The organism is Leifsonia sp. Root112D2, from assembly GCF_001424905.1.
GTDB lineage: Bacteria > Actinomycetota > Actinomycetes > Actinomycetales > Microbacteriaceae > Root112D2.
On the sequence record NZ_LMCU01000001.1, the window covers coordinates 2,587,882 to 2,604,966 of the forward strand.

General features: G+C 67.4%; 18 protein-coding genes and 1 tRNA gene. 17 read left to right on the forward strand and 2 right to left on the reverse strand.

Annotated features, from left to right (window positions below):
- The first annotated feature begins 66 nt into the window (after positions 1 to 66).
- From leuA to ASC63_RS16330, 5 genes are read left to right on the forward strand one after another with little or no spacing between them, the layout of a single operon-like run.
- Entirely contained in the window at positions 67 to 1,839 is a 1,773-nt protein-coding gene (leuA, locus tag ASC63_RS12040; RefSeq protein ID WP_055813601.1) for a 2-isopropylmalate synthase, read from the forward strand.
- 37 nt (positions 1,840 to 1,876) lie between these two features.
- A complete protein-coding gene (recO, locus tag ASC63_RS12045) occupies positions 1,877 to 2,674 on the forward strand; it encodes a DNA repair protein RecO (protein WP_082487571.1) in 798 nt (265 codons plus the stop codon).
- Complete coding sequence (locus ASC63_RS12050) at positions 2,671 to 3,483, forward strand: isoprenyl transferase (protein WP_055813604.1); 813 nt, start codon at positions 2,671 to 2,673, stop codon at positions 3,481 to 3,483. Before recO ends, ASC63_RS12050 begins: the two co-directional genes overlap by 4 nt.
- A gap of 21 nt (positions 3,484 to 3,504) precedes the next feature.
- Positions 3,505 to 4,200, forward strand: coding sequence for a DsbA family oxidoreductase (locus tag ASC63_RS12055; RefSeq protein WP_055813608.1), 696 nt, complete (start codon positions 3,505 to 3,507; stop codon positions 4,198 to 4,200).
- A complete protein-coding gene (locus ASC63_RS16330; RefSeq protein ID WP_157487666.1) occupies positions 4,197 to 4,343 on the forward strand; it encodes a hypothetical protein in 147 nt (48 codons plus the stop codon). The genes ASC63_RS12055 and ASC63_RS16330 overlap by 4 nt, the downstream gene beginning before the upstream one ends.
- A 102-nt stretch (positions 4,344 to 4,445) precedes the next feature.
- Here ASC63_RS16330 and ASC63_RS12060 read toward each other — a convergent pair whose 3' ends face one another.
- Positions 4,446 to 4,931: an aminoacyl-tRNA deacylase gene (locus ASC63_RS12060; protein WP_055813611.1), complete on the reverse strand. Its 486-nt coding sequence runs from the start codon at positions 4,929 to 4,931 to the stop codon at positions 4,446 to 4,448.
- Positions 4,932 to 4,967: 36 nt separating this feature from the next.
- On the opposite strand from ASC63_RS12060, the gene dusB reads away from it, so the two are divergent.
- The 11 genes from dusB (at position 4,968) to ASC63_RS12115 (ending at position 15,446) form a co-directional block, all read left to right on the forward strand.
- On the forward strand, positions 4,968 to 6,158 hold the full coding sequence (gene dusB, locus ASC63_RS12065; RefSeq protein WP_055813613.1) for a tRNA dihydrouridine synthase DusB: 1,191 nt from the start codon (positions 4,968 to 4,970) through the stop codon (positions 6,156 to 6,158).
- A 3-nt stretch (positions 6,159 to 6,161) separates the two neighbouring features.
- Positions 6,162 to 7,451, forward strand: a complete 1,290-nt coding sequence (locus ASC63_RS12070; protein WP_055813616.1) for a deoxyguanosinetriphosphate triphosphohydrolase — start codon at positions 6,162 to 6,164, stop codon at positions 7,449 to 7,451.
- Between the two features lie 10 nt (positions 7,452 to 7,461).
- Positions 7,462 to 7,980 carry a DUF4282 domain-containing protein gene (locus ASC63_RS12075; RefSeq protein WP_055813619.1) on the forward strand — a complete coding sequence of 173 codons (519 nt, stop codon included), beginning with the start codon at positions 7,462 to 7,464 and terminating at the stop codon, positions 7,978 to 7,980.
- Between the two features lie 38 nt (positions 7,981 to 8,018).
- Complete coding sequence (gene dnaG / locus ASC63_RS12080) at positions 8,019 to 9,908, forward strand: DNA primase (protein ID WP_055813623.1); 1,890 nt, start codon at positions 8,019 to 8,021, stop codon at positions 9,906 to 9,908.
- A 3-nt stretch (positions 9,909 to 9,911) separates the two neighbouring features.
- Complete coding sequence (locus tag ASC63_RS12085) at positions 9,912 to 10,766, forward strand: ATP-binding cassette domain-containing protein (RefSeq protein WP_235492234.1); 855 nt, start codon at positions 9,912 to 9,914, stop codon at positions 10,764 to 10,766.
- A complete protein-coding gene (locus ASC63_RS12090) occupies positions 10,763 to 11,785 on the forward strand; it encodes a D-isomer specific 2-hydroxyacid dehydrogenase family protein (RefSeq protein ID WP_055813627.1) in 1,023 nt (340 codons plus the stop codon). The genes ASC63_RS12085 and ASC63_RS12090 overlap by 4 nt, the downstream gene beginning before the upstream one ends.
- 96 nt (positions 11,786 to 11,881) lie before the next feature.
- Positions 11,882 to 11,954: transfer RNA gene (locus ASC63_RS12095), tRNA-Asn, on the forward strand.
- Positions 11,955 to 12,077: 123 nt separating this feature from the next.
- The gene (locus ASC63_RS12100; protein WP_157487667.1) at positions 12,078 to 13,322 is read left to right on the forward strand and encodes a sensor histidine kinase; all 1,245 of its coding nucleotides are present in this window, start codon (positions 12,078 to 12,080) and stop codon (positions 13,320 to 13,322) included.
- Positions 13,319 to 13,981, forward strand: a complete 663-nt coding sequence (locus ASC63_RS12105; protein WP_055813633.1) for a response regulator transcription factor — start codon at positions 13,319 to 13,321, stop codon at positions 13,979 to 13,981. The genes ASC63_RS12100 and ASC63_RS12105 overlap by 4 nt, the downstream gene beginning before the upstream one ends.
- A 138-nt stretch (positions 13,982 to 14,119) precedes the next feature.
- Entirely contained in the window at positions 14,120 to 14,473 is a 354-nt protein-coding gene (locus ASC63_RS12110; RefSeq protein WP_055813636.1) for a hypothetical protein, read from the forward strand.
- 73 nt (positions 14,474 to 14,546) lie between these two features.
- Positions 14,547 to 15,446: a sensor histidine kinase gene (locus ASC63_RS12115; protein WP_235492235.1), complete on the forward strand. Its 900-nt coding sequence runs from the start codon at positions 14,547 to 14,549 to the stop codon at positions 15,444 to 15,446.
- A 9-nt stretch (positions 15,447 to 15,455) separates the two neighbouring features.
- On the opposite strand, the gene def is transcribed toward ASC63_RS12115, so the two are convergent.
- Entirely contained in the window at positions 15,456 to 16,022 is a 567-nt protein-coding gene (def, locus tag ASC63_RS12120; RefSeq protein WP_055813639.1) for a peptide deformylase, read from the reverse strand.
- Between the two features lie 41 nt (positions 16,023 to 16,063).
- On the opposite strand from def, the gene ASC63_RS12125 reads away from it, so the two are divergent.
- Complete coding sequence (locus tag ASC63_RS12125) at positions 16,064 to 16,975, forward strand: DMT family transporter (protein ID WP_055813642.1); 912 nt, start codon at positions 16,064 to 16,066, stop codon at positions 16,973 to 16,975.
- Positions 16,976 to 17,085: the final 110 nt, after the last annotated feature.

A 17,085-nucleotide genomic window follows, 5' to 3' on the forward strand; every position in this document is an offset into this window, starting at 1 on the left:
TCAGGCCTCCCTCGTCGCGGAGTTTGTCGTTGGCTGACCACCATTCGCGAGGAGAAGTAGAAGACCATGAAGAACAATCAGGCGCCGAGCGCCATGCCGATTCACAAGTACCGTCCGTACCACGAGCAGATTCGCGTCGAACTGCCCGACCGCACCTGGCCTGACAACCGCATCACGGCGGCACCGCGCTGGTGCGCCGTCGATCTGCGCGACGGCAACCAGGCGCTCATCGATCCGATGAGCCCCGAGCGCAAGCGCATCATGTTCGATCTGCTGGTCTCTATGGGCTACAAGGAGATCGAGGTCGGTTTTCCGAGCGCCAGCCAGACCGACTTCGATTTCGTGCGCAGCCTCATCGAGCAGAAGGCGATTCCGGATGACGTCACCATCCAGGTGCTCACCCAGGCGCGCGAACACCTGATCGAGCGCACCTACGAATCGATCGTCGGTGCGAAGCAGGCCATCGTGCACCTGTACAACTCGACGAGCGTGCTGCAGCGTCGCGTGGTCTTCCGCGAAGACAAGCAGGGCATCATCGACATCGCCCTCAATGGCGCGCGCATCTGTCGCGCTATGGAGTCGAAGGCGCCCGGCACGACCATCTACTACGAGTACTCGCCCGAGAGCTACACGGGCACCGAGCTCGAGTTCGCGGTGGACATTTGCAACCAGGTGCTGGAGGTCTTCGAGCCGACGCCCGAGCGCAAGGTCATCATCAACCTGCCGTCCACGGTCGAGATGGCGACGCCGAACGTCTATGCCGACTCGATCGAGTGGATGTCGCGCCGCCTGAATCACCGCGAGAACGTCATCCTCTCCCTGCACCCGCACAACGACCGCGGCACGGCCATCGCCGCCGCCGAGCTGGCATACCTGGCCGGAGCCGACCGCATCGAGGGATGCCTGTTCGGCAACGGTGAGCGCACCGGCAACGTGGACCTGGTCGCGCTGGGCATCAACCTGTTCACGCAGGGCATCGACCCGCAGATCGACTTTTCCAACATCGACGAGGTCAAGCGCACCGCCGAGTACTGCAACCAGCTGCCGGTGCACGAGCGCAGCCCCTGGGCGGGTGACCTGGTTTTTACCGCGTTCAGCGGTTCGCACCAGGACGCCATCAAGAAGGGCTTCGAGGCGATGGCAGCGGATGCCGCGGCGCAGGGAACCACGGTCGACCAGCTCGAGTGGGCGGTACCGTACCTGCCCGTCGACCCGAAAGACCTGGGCCGCAGCTACGAGGCGGTGATCCGCGTCAACTCGCAATCAGGCAAGGGCGGCGTCGCCTATCTGCTGAAGACCGACCACGCGCTCGACCTGCCGCGCAAGCTGCAGATCGAGTTCTCGGGTGTGGTGCAGGCCAAGACGGATGCCGAGGGCGGCGAGGTCACCAGCGACCAGATCTGGGCGATCTTTCAGGACGAGTACCTGCCGTCGCGCGACGCCAACGAGAGGTGGGGGCGTTTCGAACTCGCGGGCATCCGCACCGCCAGCGATCTGAACGGTGCGCTGTCGCTGTCTGTCTCCCTGCGCGACGGCGACGAGGTCTCGTCGTTCGAAGGTGCCGGCAACGGCCCGATCGATGCGTTTCTCGGTGTGCTGAGCCAGCGCGGTGTCACGGTGAAGCTGTACGACTACGTGGAGCACGCCATGTCGGCCGGCGGTGATGCGGTGGCTGCGGCCTACGTCGAACTCGACGTGGACGGGCGCCGCCTGTGGGGCATCGGCATCGACGCGGACATCTCGACGGCATCGCTCAAAGCGGTGATCTCGGCGACGAACCGTGCCGTGCGCCTCACGAGCGGACAGCAGAGCACGGCCGCGCAGACTGTGGGCGTGTAGCGGCGCATCCGTCAGCTTCGCGGGGGATAATCGAGGCGTGCCTGTTTACCGTGATGAGGGCGTTGTGCTGCGCACCCACAAGCTGGGTGAGGCAGATCGCATCGTGATCATGCTCACGCGCGCGCACGGCAAGGTGCGGGCGGTGGCCAAAGGAGTGCGGCGCACCGGCTCCAAGTTCGGCGCCAGGCTGGAGCCGTTCATGGTGGCCGATGTTCAGTTCTACGAGGGTCGCAGCCTCGACACGATCACCCAGGCCGAATCGCTGGGGTCATACGGAGCGACCATCGCCGACGACTACGCGAGCTACACGGCCGCCAGCGCGATGGTTGAGACCGCCGACAAGCTGAGCGACGCGGAGGGCTCCCTGCAGCAGTACCTGCTGCTGGTGGGGGCCCTGCGCTCGCTGGCGCGGCACGAACACGGGCCCGGCATGACCCTCGATTCGTATCTGCTGCGGGCGTTGTCGATGGCAGGCTGGGCGCCGAGTTTCGAAGATTGCTCGCGCTGCGGTGCCCCGGGCCCGCACGACTCGATTGTTGTGCAGCTCGGTGGGGTGGTGTGCGCCGACTGCGCGCCAACGGGCGCACCGCGGCTGGATACCGCCACGATCGAACATCTGGGAGCCCTGCTGACCGGTGCGTGGGGCGTTGCGGACGCCGCCGACGAAGGCACGCGCTCGCGCGCCAGCGGTGTCGTCGCCGCATACACGCAGTGGCACCTCGAGCGTGGCCTGCGTTCCCTGCAACATGTGGATCGTCGTGCGTCAACGGCAGACGAGAGAACCGCGCGCGCGAACGCCCGTTCGGCCCCGACGCCGGCGGCGGATATCGCGTGAGGCAGCCGAAGCCGTACACGCACCGCGATGCGGTCGCGTTCCGTCCGCTGGACTGGACAGGTGTGTACCCGCCCGCGATGCCGGCATCCGCTGTGCCGGATCATGTGGCCATCGTGATGGACGGTAACGGCCGCTGGGCGAACCGGCAGGGGCTCACTCGCATCGAGGGGCATCGCGCGGGGGAGGCATCGCTGCTCGATGTGGTGGCCGGTGCCATTCAGATCGGCGTGAAGCACCTGAGCGTCTACGCTTTCTCGACCGAGAACTGGAAGCGTTCTCCCGACGAGGTGCGCTTTCTGATGGGGTTCAACCGCGATGTGCTGCACCGCAGGCGCGACCAGCTCAACGAGTGGGGGGTGCGCGTGCGGTGGGCCGGGCGGAGGCCGCGGCTGTGGGCATCCGTGATCAAGGAACTGCAGTTCGCCGAGCAGCTGACGGCCGGCAACGACGTGCTCACCCTCACGATGTGCGTGAACTACGGGGGTCGCACCGAGATCGCGGATGCCGTGCGCGCGCTGGCGACGGAGGTCGCCGCGGGCAGGATGAAGCCCTCGGCCATCACCGAGAAGTCGATTGCACGCCACCTCTACGCACCCGAGCTGCCCGACGTTGATCTGTTCGTGCGCAGTTCGGGGGAGCAGCGCACGAGCAACTTCATGCTCTGGCAGAGCGCGTACGCCGAGATGGTGTTTCTGGACCGGCTGTGGCCGGACTTCACCCGTGCCGACCTGTGGGAGGCCGTCGCACTGTACGCGAGCCGCAACCGCCGCTTCGGTGGAGCAGTCGACACCCCCGGAATGAACGGCTAGACACGTGCGTTGCACGGCAGTATGAGCACTCCCATCAAAGTAGACATCTGGTCAGACATCGCATGCCCGTGGTGTTACATCGGCAAGCGCAAGTTTGAGACCGGGTCTGGCATCTTCGCGGAGCGCGGCGACGGCCGCGAGGTGGAGGTCGAGTACCACAGCTATGAACTCTCGCCCGATACCCCCGTCGATTTCGACGGCAACGAGACGGACTTTCTGGCCGCTCATAAGGGAATCGACCCGTCGCAGGTGGGACAGATGCTGGAACGCGTCACGGGCATCGCCTCCGCCGTGGGTCTTGACTACGACTACGACATCCTGAAGCACACCAACACGGTGAAGGCCCACCAACTCGTGCACTACGCCAAGGCACACGGCCAGCAGTTGCAGGCGAAGGAACGCCTGCTCAAGGCCTACTTCATTGAGGGAAGGCACGTTGGCCGCGTCGAGGACCTTGCAGACCTCGCGGCCGAGATCGGCCTGGACCGCGCGGATGTCGTTCGCTCGCTCGAGGAGGATGAATACCTTCCCGGAGTACGCGCCGACCAGGAGATGGCCCAGGAGCTCGGCATCCAGGGGGTGCCCTTCTTCGTCATCGACCACAAGTACGGCGTCTCGGGCGCACAGGAGTCTGACACCTTCGACCAGGTGCTCGAGCAGGTCTGGACCGAGCGCGACACGGATGCGGCCGACGAGTCCGAGGAGGCCACCGCATGAGCGAGACCCTCGAGACGGATGCGGCGGCAACCCAGCCGAAGGCGCCCGCGGCCGCGTCGGGCCTCACCATTCTCGGCAGCCCCGACGCGACAGCCTGCGAGGGCGATGCCTGCCTGGTCCCGGGTGCCGCCCCGCGGGATTGACGTGGTTGCGGAGATCTAAGGTGACTCCCCGCGCCGCGGCCTGACCCGCCGGTGTGTCGTGTCTGGGCTCTGCGGTTCGGAGAAAGGCACGCGAAGGCCCGGCTACTCGGGGTCGGTGATGTCGGCGACGGTGGCGTCGAGGGCCGCCACGAGGGCGTCCGCGTCGACGTATGCACTCAGGCCGTGCTCGCCGGCGCCGAGGGCCACGCGCGGGCCCGTGACGAGCACGTCCGCGAAGACAGGCCACGCGGTCGTGCTGCCGAGCGGGGTGATGGTGCCACGGGCGTAACCCGTCGCGCCCAGGGCGACGGCGGCATCCGGCAGTGAGAGCTTGTTGACGCCGACGACGGCGCGCAGTTTCGGCCACGAAATCTTGCGACCGCCCGGTACGAGCGCGAACAGGAAGGTGCCGTCACTGCGCTTGACGACGAGTGTCTTCACTATCTCGCCAGGGTCGATTCCGAGCAGTTCTGCAGCCTCGTGCAGGCTGGACGCTGCGGGGCGCTCCACGATGGAGATCTCGAGACCGCGGGCGGCGGCATCCGCCTCGACGCGGTCTCGTTCGGACGGCACAGGCGCCTGAGTCATGGCACGGCTCGCTTTCTGGGACAATTGGAAACAGAGATGACTTCCACCGCAACGATAAACCCCTCGCCCCAGCTGACCATCGGCCCGTTGGTGCTCGACGCACCCGTCGTGCTGGCCCCCATGGCGGGCATCACGAATACGGCCTTTCGGCGGCTGTGCCGCGAGTTCGGGGCGGGGCTCTACGTGAGCGAGATGATCACCTCCCGCGCGCTCGTGGAGCGCACCCGGGAGTCGATGCGGTTGATCAGGCACCACGAATCCGAGACGACCCGGTCGATCCAGCTCTACGGCGTGGACCCGCAGACGGTGCGCGAGGCCGTCACCATGCTCGTCGCCGAAGACCGCGCCGACCACATCGACCTGAACTTCGGATGCCCTGTGCCCAAGGTCACCCGCAAGGGCGGCGGGGCAGCACTGCCCTGGAAGCACGAGCTGTTTCGATCCATCGTCGAGGCGGCCGTGACGGCGGCCGGCGACATCCCGCTCACCATCAAGATGCGCAAGGGCATTGATGGCGACCACCTCACCTACCTCGAGGCGGCCCGCGCCGCAGAGGGCGCCGGCGTCTCCGCCATCGCCCTGCATGCACGCACCGCCGCCGAGTTCTATTCGGGCCAGGCCGACTGGTCGGCCATCGCCAAGCTCAAAGAGACTGTCACGAGCGTGCCGGTGCTGGGCAACGGCGACATCTGGTCGTCGGCCGACGCCATCCGCATGATGGAGGAGACCGGCTGCGACGGTGTGGTCGTCGGCCGTGGCTGCCTGGGCCGTCCGTGGCTCTTCGGCGACCTCGCTGCGGCGTTCCGCGCACGCAACGGTGAACTCGATGCGGAAGCCGCCTCTGCGGCCCAGGCGCATCCCTCGCTCGGTCAGGTCGCCGCCGCCTTTCGTCGCCATGCCGAACTGCTCGTCGAGTTCTTCGAAGACGAGGATCGCGGCTGCCGCGACATCCGCAAGCACGTCGCGTGGTACTTCAAGGGCTACCCGGTCGGTGGGGAGTTGCGGGCGAGCCTGGCGACGGTGCAGTCTCTGGCCCAGCTCGACGATTTGCTCGGAACGCTGGATGCGACGCGGCCCTATCCCGGCGAGGGGGCGGAAGGCCCCAGAGGGCGCGCGGGCACGCCGAAGCGGCCGGCACTGCCCGACCGCTGGCTGGAGAGCCACGAGCTTGCCGGCCAGGAGCGCCACAATCTCACGGAGGGTGAGGGCGACACCAGTGGAGGCTGAGCTGTGAACTCGCTGCCCCGCGGCGATGCGGGAGCCGGCGTGCTGGCGGTGCCGAGCGAATACTCCGAGCGTGATCGTGAACGCGCTCTGCCCGAGCAGCACTCGAGTCGTCGCAGCGACTTCGCCCGTGACCGGGCCCGCATGCTGCACTCGAGCGCACTGCGCCGCCTCTCTGCGAAGACCCAGGTGCTCAGCCCCACGGCGGGAGTCGACTTCGCCCGCAACCGGCTGACGCACTCACTCGAGGTGGCTCAGGTCGGCCGCGAGCTCGCCGCGAGCCTCGGGCTCGATCCCGACGTGGTCGATACCGCCTGCCTGGCGCACGACATCGGACATCCGCCGTTCGGACACAACGGCGAGCGTGCGCTGAACGCGTGGAGCGCCGACATCGGGGGATTCGAGGGCAACGCCCAGACCCTGCGGCTGCTGACCCGGCTCGAGCCGAAGGTCTTCGGTGCAGACGGCCGCGCATACGGCCTCAACCTCACCCGGGCGAGCCTGGATGCGAGCTGCAAATACCCGTGGCCGTCGAGCAGCTCGGTGGCCGATCCGAGCGGCAGGGCCAAGTTCGGCTTCTACGCGGATGACGAGGCTGTGTTCGACTGGCTGCGCGCCGACGCGCCCGATCGCATCCGATGCGTAGAGGCTCAGGTGATGGATCTCTCCGACGACATCGGCTACTCGGTGCATGACTTCGAAGATGCGGTCGTGGGCGGCTACATCGATGTGCGGGCCCTCGGGCGGCGGGCCGGTCACGACGAGCTCGTCGACTCCATGTACGAGTGGATCGGCGGCGAGTTCGAGCACGCCGAACTCATAGCGGCATTCGATCGACTCGATTCGATGGATGTCTGGCTCGACGAGTGGGACGCGAGCCGGCGCACCCAGGCCCGGCTCAAGAATCTGACCAGCCAGCTCATCGGGCGCTTCGCGGCGGCGGCGACCCGCGCGACCCGGGCCGCGTACCCGCAGTCGAGCCTGGTTCGCTTCGCGGCCGATGTTGTCGTGCCCACCGAGATCCAGGCGGAGATCGCCGTGCTCAAGGGCATCGTCGCGGCCTTCGTGATGTCCAAGAACACGCGCCAGCCGATCTATGCCAAGCAACGCGACGTGCTGACCGAGCTTGCCGACGTGCTGCTGCACGAGGGACCGCAGCATCTCGACGCCGGTTTCGGCGAGGACTGGGCGGCCGCCACAGACGATGCGGCCCGCAAGCGGGTCGTCGTCGACCAGGTGGCCAATCTCACCGATCAGTCGGCACTGACGTGGTACGAGCGGCTGGTGCGCGGCTAGGGTTGACGCCATGAGCAAGCCCACGAATTCCGCGGATGACGGCGCCCCCGATCCCGAGGCGACCCCGGAGACCGCGACGCCGGCAACCGAGAAGACCGAACCGCTGCCGGCAGGGACGACGCCGAAGGTTGAGGAGCCCGCGGCGGGGGAACCTCTCGCAGAAGACCCGACCTCGCCTCGGCTGTCACCGGCGGCAGTCTTCGCGGACCGCCTCGACGACGGCGGATTCTTCGCGGCGCTCTTCGACGTGACCTTCACCAAATACGTGACCCGTCGCCTGGCCGGCCCCGTCTACATCGTGGGCCTCGCCGTCATCGCGCTGAGCGCGATCTACGGCATCATCACCAGCCTGGCGACCGCCGTGGCCACCCATTCCGCATGGGGCGTTCTGCTGTTCCTCTTCGGCCTGCTGCTCACGGTGGTGGGTGCGATGCTCGCCATCCTGCTGCTGAGGGTGTGCATCGAGATGTTCGTGGCCATCGTGGCCATTGCGGAGAACACCCGGCCGCGCGGGCGTGACCGGCGGTAGCGGCATCCGCATCTCGTCTGCCTCAGTAGACTCGACACATGGCAGGCCGGATTCGTCAGAGCGACGTCGAAGAGGTCAAAGCCCGCACCAACATCGCCGACATCGTGGGCGACTACGTCAGCCTGAAGTCTGCGGGCGTCGGGTCGATGAAGGGCTTGTGCCCCTTTCATGACGAGCGCAGCCCGAGCTTTCACGTGCGCCCGCAGGTGGGCTTTTACCACTGCTTCGGATGCGGCGAGAGCGGCGATGTCTACTCCTTTCTGCAGAAGATGGACCACGTCACCTTTGCGGAGGCCGTGGAGCGCCTGGCGGGGCGCATCGGCTTCGAGTTGCGCTACGAAGATGGGGGAGCCGCGCCCGAGCAGGGCAACCGAGCCCGCATTCTGGCCGCGAACACGGCGGCCGAGGAATTCTTCACGCAACGGCTGTCCTCCCCGGATGCCGAGATCGGCCGTCGGTTTCTCGGCGAACGCGGCTTCGACGCGGCCGCCGCAACACTCTTCGGCGTGGGATTCGCCCCGAAGAGCTGGGACGAGCTGACCAATCACCTGCGTTCGCGCGGGTTCTCCACCGAGGAGATCACGGCCAGCGGTCTGGTGTCGAGCCGCGACGGCGGGGGAGTCTACGACCGGTTCCGTGGCCGCCTGGTGTGGCCGATCCGGGATGTGACGGGCCAGACCATCGGCTTCGGCGCGCGCCGGCTGCTCGACGACGACAAGGGCCCGAAGTACCTCAACACGCCCGAGACTCCCGTCTACCACAAGGCCCAGGTGCTTTACGGGCTCGACCTCGCCAAGCGCGAGATCTCGCGCAGCCAGCGCGTCGTGGTGGTCGAGGGATACACCGACGTGATGGCCTGTCATCTGGCCGGCGTCACGACCGCCGTGGCGACCTGTGGCACCTCCTTCGGCGTCGATCACATCAAGGTGCTGCGTCGGGTGCTCGGCGACGACTCCGGCGTCGGCGAGGTCATCTTCACCTTCGATCCGGATGCCGCGGGCCAGAAGGCCGCGATGCGCGCCTTCACGGAGGAGCGCCGCTTCGCCGCCCAAACCTACATCGCCGTGGGCCCGGAGGGCCTGGACCCGTGCGATCTGCGGCTGCAGCGCGGCGACGCGGCGGTGCAGCGCATGATCGACACCAAGAAGCCGATGTTCGAGTTCATGATTCGCCAGGTGCTCTCGCGTTACGACCTCGAAACGGTGGAGGGCCGGGTGTCGGCACTGCGGGCCGCCGCCCCCGTCGTCGCGGAGATCCGCGACCCGTCCCTGCGGCCCGGGTACACGCGCGAGCTCGCACGCATGCTGGGCATGGATCTGCCTGAGGTGACGCGCGCGGTCGCATCCGGCCACTCGACGCAGGCGGCGCAGCCGACGACACAGCAGACGCGCGCCGCCAGTCGCGCAGGCGAGCAGGGCGCCGGTGCCGACGAGCTGCAGGTGCACACCGAGAGCGGGCCGACGCTCTTCGAACTGCAGACCGACCCGGGCACCCGGCTCGAACGGGACGCGCTCATGGCGCTTCTGCAATATCCGGCGCTGGTCGGCACAGAACTCGCACAGCGCGCCGTGCACTCGGGCTTCGACAATTCGACGCTCGCCGTCGTACGCGACGGCATAGCCGGTTGCCTCGACGCGCTCGAGAGCGCCGACTGGCTGACCAGGGTGATGGCCGAGGTACCCGCCGCCTTCGGCACGCTGGTGCGCGAACTGGCGGTTGCGCCCATACCGGAGCGCAGCGAACGCGAGCTGACCGCGTACGTTCGAGGCGTGGCATCCGCCCTCGTCGACAAAGACCTGACCCGCCGCAAGCGCGAACTGCTCGGCCAGCTACAGCGCGCGGATGCCGGTGATCGCGACGCATACAACACCCTGCAGCGAGCGCTCATGCAGGTCGAAGCCGAAAGACGCAGCCTGCGCGAGGAGTAGCACGTGAAGAATGTGGTTCGCCGGGAGGGCTTGACCGTGAGCGATCTCTCGGTCGAGTATCCCGCCCACGGCGCGAGCGCCGCCTGCGTGGCGCTGCGCGGGGTGAGTCTCGTGGTGCGCCCGGGCGAGATCGTCGGGCTGCTCGGCGAGAGCGGCTCGGGCAAGAGCACGCTGGCCAAGGTGCTCTCGGGCCGTGCCTCCGACGCGTATGCCGGCGACGTTGCCCCTCGGATCACCGGAGGCGAGGCCACCGTTGCGGGTTTCGCCATGCGTCGGCTCTCCCGGCGCAAGCGGCCCGAGCTGACCTTCCATGTCGGTTATCTGCCGCAGGATGCAGCCTCCCGGCTGCCGTCGTCGCAGACGGTCTCCGAGATCATCGCCGGGCCGATCTTCGATCGCGACAAGCACTACAACCGGCAGGCGGTGGGTCAGCGCGTCGCACTGCTCGTGGATGCCATGCGCCTTCCGCTGAAGATTCTGAAGTCGTATCCCTATGAGCTCAGCGGAGGGCAGCGTCAGCGCGTCGCCATCGCTCGCTCGCTCGTGCTCGGCCCGAGCGTGCTCATCGCCGACGAACCGACCGCGGGAATCGATGTGACGGTGCGTGACGCCGTTGTCGATGTTCTCGGAGGCCTGGCGCAGGAAGGCGGCTTCTCGGCGCTCGTGATCAGCCACGACGCTACGGTGCTGCGCGGAGTCACGACGCGGGTGGCGGTTGTGCAGCGCGGCAAACTCGTGGGCCTCGGGCCGTTCGACGAGTTGCTGGCTTCTCCCGAGCATCCGTATGTGGAATCACTGGCGCAGGCGTTCGCCGGCAGCCACAATGACGAGCCGGCACCCGGCAGAATGGAATCATGAGCATCCACGAGCAGACCTCCGTGCGCAGTTCCCACCAACACCGAGCGGTGCTCTCCACCGCCGTTGAGGCACTCCCGGCGGGCGAACGGCCGCATCCCGGCCCGCTGGCCCTGCTGCCCAGGCCCAATGCGCTGTTCTCAGACGCTGTGGCGGCTGGAGGCGGCCAGGTTGAGGAGCTCTCCGCAGACACCCGTGCGCTGGTCTGGCTTTCCACGCAGGGCGCAGAGCAACTGGCCGACGCGCTCGACACGAACCCCCAGATCGAATGGGTGCAGCTTCCGTGGGCGGGCGTCGACGGCTTTGCCCACGTGCTGGCGGCGAAGGCCCGGCCCGGGCTGCTCTGGACGAGCGCGAAGGGTGCCTACGCCGAGCCCGTCGCCGAGCACGCCCTCACGCTTGCTCTGGCCCTGCTGCGGGTGCTGCCAACACGGGTGCGCGCCACGAGCTGGAGCAGGGTGCCCGAGGGACGTTCGCTCTACGGGCTCAACGTCGTGATAGTCGGTGCTGGGGGCATTGCCATCGAGCTGTTGCGTCTGCTCGCGCCTTTCGATGTGACCACGACGGTGGTGCGACGCTCGGCGGCCCCGGTCGCCGGTGCGGACCGCACCGTGGCATCCGATGCTCTCGACGATGTGCTGCCCGAGGCCGATGTCGTGTTTGTAGCCGCGGCGTCGACCGCGGAGACGGCCCAGATGTTCAGTACCCGGCAGTTCGCGCTGATGAAGCCCGTCGCACACATCGTGAACATCGCGCGGGGGGCGCTCATCGACACGGATGCGCTCGTGACGGCACTGAACGACGGCGAGATCGCCGGGGCCGGACTCGACGTGACCAAGCCGGAGCCGCTGCCCGATGGCCACCCGCTCTGGGACGTGCCGAACTGCATCATCACCCCGCATTCGGCGGACACGCCCGACATGACGGCCCCGCTGCTTGCCGAGCGGATTCGCCTCAATGTCGAGGCTTTCTTAGGTGACGGCCGCTTCGTCGGTGTCGTGGACCCGCTCGCCGGGTACTGAGACGCAGAAGACGACACCCGAAACGGCACCGGATGCGGTGCCACGATTTGGTCGCACACGAACCTTTGCTAAAGTGTCTAAGCACCACAACGCCATTCCTCGATAGCTCAATTGGCAGAGCAGCCGGCTGTTAACCGGCAGGTTCTTGGTTCGAGTCCAAGTCGGGGAGCGAAGCCCCCGGTCCTCCACGACCGGGGGCTTTCTCATGCCCATCGCGTACTCCCGGCGGAGTATACGAGGAGGCTTCCCGCGGGCGATGCGCCGCGGTGCGTGCTCTGGCTACCATGAGGGAATGCCGAGTACAGAGTGGGGATCCCAGCCATGGAGCGGTGGGCCGCCCTGGGTGGGCAACACACGGCATCCGGGACCATGGGGCGGCGTGCCGCGGGACCCCGGGCGACACCGACGGGTTCTGCGCTGGGTTCCCGTAGTTGTCTCCGCGTTCGTGCAGTTGCCCGGCCTGATCGTCACCGCGGTGACCGGCGCGGAACCGCTGACAACCGTGGCAGTCGCCCTGGCGTTTGCTGCCTCCTTCGTGTTGCTGCTGTCGCGCCGGTACCCCGGCCCGGTAGTGGCGGGCATCGCCGTGTTGTGCCTTCCGGCGCTCTGGCTCGTGCATGGACCGCCCGTCTTCATGCTGCCGCTCGCCTTCGCGGTCGTGCTGGGCGCGGTGCGCGGTGCGCGGGTCTGGGTATGGGCGACGGCGGCAGCCCTGGCCGTCGCCGCCGCGGTCGTTCCGTGGGCCTTCCTGGCCAGTCCGTGGGTGATAGCGCGTGGCCTCGGCATGGTGCTCTTCCTGTGCATCCTGGCCGGTGTGGGCGAATCCGCCCGAGGGCGTCGTGAACATTACAGGGAGATGTCGCGGCGCATTGCGAACCAACGTGCTTCGGATACCGAGCTGGAACGCATCCGCATCGCCCGCGAACTGCATGACGTTCTGGCACACTCCCTCTCGCAGATCAGCGTGCAGGCCGGCGTCGGCCTGCATCTCTTCGACAGCCAGCCCGAGCGCGCCCGCGAGTCACTTGCGGCCATCAAGGGCACGAGCAGCCGCGCGCTCGAGGAGGTGCGCGGGGTGCTCGGCTTTCTGCGTGAGGACGGCGAAGAGGCGACGCGCACCCCGGGGCCGGGGCTCGACCGGCTCTCCGCCCTCGTGGCGTCCTTCGACGCCTCCGGGCTCACGGTGACCGTGCGCAACGAGCTGGGCACTCACCTTTCCACCGCGGTCCAACTGGCGATCTACCGCATCGTGCAGGAGTCCCTGACCAATGCCTCCCGCCACGCGGCGGCGACACGGGCCGAGGTGCGCCTGCAAGCGGTCGACGACTTCTCGGTGGTGACGGTTGTGGACAACGGGCAGGGGCCGGCGGAGGGCTATCGGGCGGGGCGCGGCCTGCTCGGCATGCGGGAGCGCGCCGAGCTGCTCGGTGGAACCCTCGAAGCCGCCGCCCGCGACGAGGGCGGCGGCTTTCGGGTGCAGGCCCGCATTCCCTCGCGCATCGGGCAGGCCGGCGACGACGAGCGGCGCACCCCGTGATCCGTGTCGTGCTCGCCGATGACCAGATGCTGGTGCGCGCCGGATTTCGTGCACTGCTGGAATCGGAGAGCGACTTCGAGATCGTGGGGGAGGCATCCACCGGCGAGCAGGCGGTTGCGCTCGCGCAGCGCGAACACCCCGATGTCGTGCTCATGGACATCCGGATGCCCGACGGCGACGGACTGTGGGCGACCGAGCAGATCGTGGCAGAGCCTTCTCTGGCCGGAACACACATCGTGATAGTCACCACCTTCGAACTCGACGAGTATGTTGCGCAGGCGATCACGGCGGGCGCGAGCGGCTTTCTCGTGAAGCACGCGGAGCCGACCGAGTTGATTCGAGCCGTTCGAGTGGCGGCAGCCGGCGACGCGCTGCTCTCGCCCGGGGTGACCAGACGGCTGCTCGAGCGCATCGCCGGAGGCATGAAGGCGCCGCCGTCGACCGAGGCGTTGACGGCGCTCACCGACCGCGAGCGTGAGGTACTCGCCTTGGTAGGCCAGGGCCTGACGAACACAGAGATCGCCGCAGAACTGTTCCTGAGTCCCCTGACGGCCAAAACCCACGTCTCCCGCATCATGTCCAAGCTGGGCGCCCGCGATCGCGTGCATCTGGTTGTGGTGGCCTACGAGACCGGTCTGGTGCAACCGGGCTGGCAGTAGGCATCCTTTGCCGTCGGGTACTCCCTGGGGAGCAGACACAATCACTCCGCCGGGCAGATTCGAGACGCGAGGCAATCGGCGAGTCTGGGAAAAGGGCACAGACACCGTGCTCGCCATCGAAGGAAAAGGACAATCACCATGTTCACCGCACTCGCAACGACAACGGCATCCGCCGGCATCGCCGCCGCTCACTGGGGCGGTCCCTGGGCGGGCGGAGGCGGCTTCGGCTGGCTCTTCCTGCTCATTCCGCTCTTTTGGATCGCGGTCTTCGTACTGCTGTTCACCTTCATCGGGCGGCGGCGGATGCGCGCGTTCGGCCCCGGCTACGGTTACGGCCGCGGCTACGGTCACCCCGGCCTCGGCGCGCCCGGCGACGGCACCCGCTCGGCCGAGCAGACCCTGGCCGAGCGCTTTGCCCAGGGCGACATCGACGAGGTCGAGTACCGGGCCCGGCTCGAGGTCATTCGTGCCAGCCGGAGCAACGGCGCATAAGCGCGAATTCGGGCAGGCGGTAGAGTCTCCTCTCGGGCGTGGCGTATTCGCCTCACCCGGGAGGAGACATTTCGTGAACGGCTGGCTTGACGAGAACTCGACGGGACTGCTGTTGGCTCTCGCCATCACCGCAACGGTGCTGCTGATCGCCGCTGTGCTCTTTCTGGTGCTGTGGCTCAGGGCACGGAGCGCCGCGTTCGACCGGGAGGAGACCGAGTGGACGCGCATCGATCGCGAACTCGACCTCGCCGAGCAGCAGGGGCGGCTGCGCATCATCCGCGAGCTTCAGGATGTTGCGGTGCAATCGCTGTCCAAGCTCATCACGCAGGCCGAGGGGGCCCGGTACGCGGGAGAGAGCGACCCTCAGGCTGCGGTTCGCGCCACGGCACTTCTGGTTGAACGGGGGCGCGTGGTTCTGGGCGACATGCGCCGGGTTTTGACCGTTGTGCGCGAGGGAGAGGCCGTCGCCGCACCGCGACCCTCCCTGCAGTCGGCACGCGATCTCTTCAGCGTGATGCGCGAGACGGGCCTCGAGATCGCCTTCGAGGAGTCCGGGGAGCGATTCGAACTGCGGCCAGGCGCGGAACTCGCTGTCTTTCGCATTCTGCAGGGAACGCTGGAGAACACGCTCAAACACGGCGGAACCGGAACGAGGGTGCGCGTGGGATTCACGTGGACCGCGGAGGGCTTGCAGCTTGCGGTCGATGACGACGGCATCCGGGCCACGGCGCGACGGGCCGGCCTGCACGGCGACGATCTCAATCGGGAGACGCAGTACACGATCGATGAGGATCTGCGCTCGCTCACCGAATCGATCACGGGCGCAGGACTCACCGAGATGCGGGAGCGGGCCGCGCTGTTCGGCGGCGTGCTGAACGCCCAGGTGGTGCCCGGTGTCGGGTTCTCGGTCTCCGTCGTGTTCCCGGCGCTGCGCTTTCACAACGGCATTCACGGCGTGAACCTGGGGCGTTAGGAAGACGCCTCAGTCTTCCAGGTGGTCGACCCCGGGCAGCCAGCTGAGTCCGGGGGTTCCCCAGCCGTTCTTGCGCAGCGCCTTGGCCGCGGACTTGCCGTGTACATGGTTCAGCCGGTCCACGTAGATGGTTCCCTCGAGGTGGTCGTACTCGTGCTGCAGGATGCGTGCCAGCCAGCCCTCGGCGCGCAGCTCGTACGGCTCGTTGTCGAGGCCAACGGCCCGCAGGATGGCGCGTGGCGAGCGACGCAGCGGGTACCGCTCGCCGGGGAAGGAGAGACAGCCCTCCGATTCTTCGTCTTCATCGGGCTCGCCGGTGGGCGTCGGGCTGATCCACAACTGCGGGTTGATGGCGACACCCTCGTGGTGCCGCTCCTCGGCATCCGTCCAGGCGTAGACGAAGAGTCGCAGGCCAACGCCGACCTGCGGCGCGGCCAGGCCCACACCGGGCGCGGCGGCCATGGTCTCGGTCATGTCGGTGACAAGCGTGCGCAGCCGATCATCGAAGTCCGTGACGTCGACGGCGGCTTCGTGCAGAACGGGTTCTCCGGAGATACGGATGGGAAGGACGGCCATTCGTACAAGAATATCGGACGGAATGTCTGTAGGGTTCTCACGTGAGCGGGGATCTTTTCGAGACGGCAAGCCAGCTCGCTCTGGAGCCGAAACAGTTTCTCGGAATTCCCATAGCGCTCACGGGGGCCGTCTTCCTCTCCATCGGTGCACAACTGCAGCACCGGGGAGTGACCAAGGTCGAATCGACGAATCCCGGCGCCGGCGGCGGCCTCAGCCTGCGTCAGCTCGCCCTGCTGCTCGCCCGGCCATCGTGGGTGATCGGCACGCTCATGCTGGGCCTCGCTGTCGTCTTCCAACTTGCCAGTCTGGTGCCGTCACCGCTGATAGTGGTGCAGCCGCTCGGCGCCGTCGCTCTCGTGATCACGGCCATCATCAATTCGAAGGTCACCAAAACCGCGCTCAATCGGCAGTCGATCATTGCCATCTCGCTGTGCGTCGGCGGCGTGGCGCTGTTCGTGCTCGTTGCGGCCTTCACCGCCCGCGACCTGCCGGTGAACAACAACCAGCTCATACTCATTCTGCTGATCCTGGCCGGCGTACTCGTCGCCTTCGGCGTGTTCTTCGCCCTGCTGCGCAAACGGTTCAAGGCGATCTTCTACATCATCGGTGCCGGTGTGCTCTACGGATTCGTCGTCACACTGGCCAAGACAGTGATAGCGCGTATCACCCAGGGTGACGTCGACTGGTTGCTCGTGGTCGGGGTCATCGCGCTTCTCGCTGCGGCCGGCGTCGGCGGCTACTTCGTGCAAAATGCCTACTCTTCCGGCCCGCCCGACCTGGTGATAGCGGGGCTCACGGTGATAGATCCGCTCGTGGCCGTCACCATCGGCATCGTCATCCTGCAGGAGGCCACGCAGGCGCCGTTGTGGGCGGGCATCGCCTTCGTGGTTGCGGGCGCCATAGCGATCTGGGGCGTCTTCCTGCTGGCCAGACATCATCCGCAGATTTCCTGAGCCGAATGGTCAATGTGCCGACGACGCGCGTCATTGACCTGCGTGCGCGGGGCTATCGGCTTAGACTGGGCCATTGAATCAGCGCACCGGCACTGAAGCGCAACCTCAGA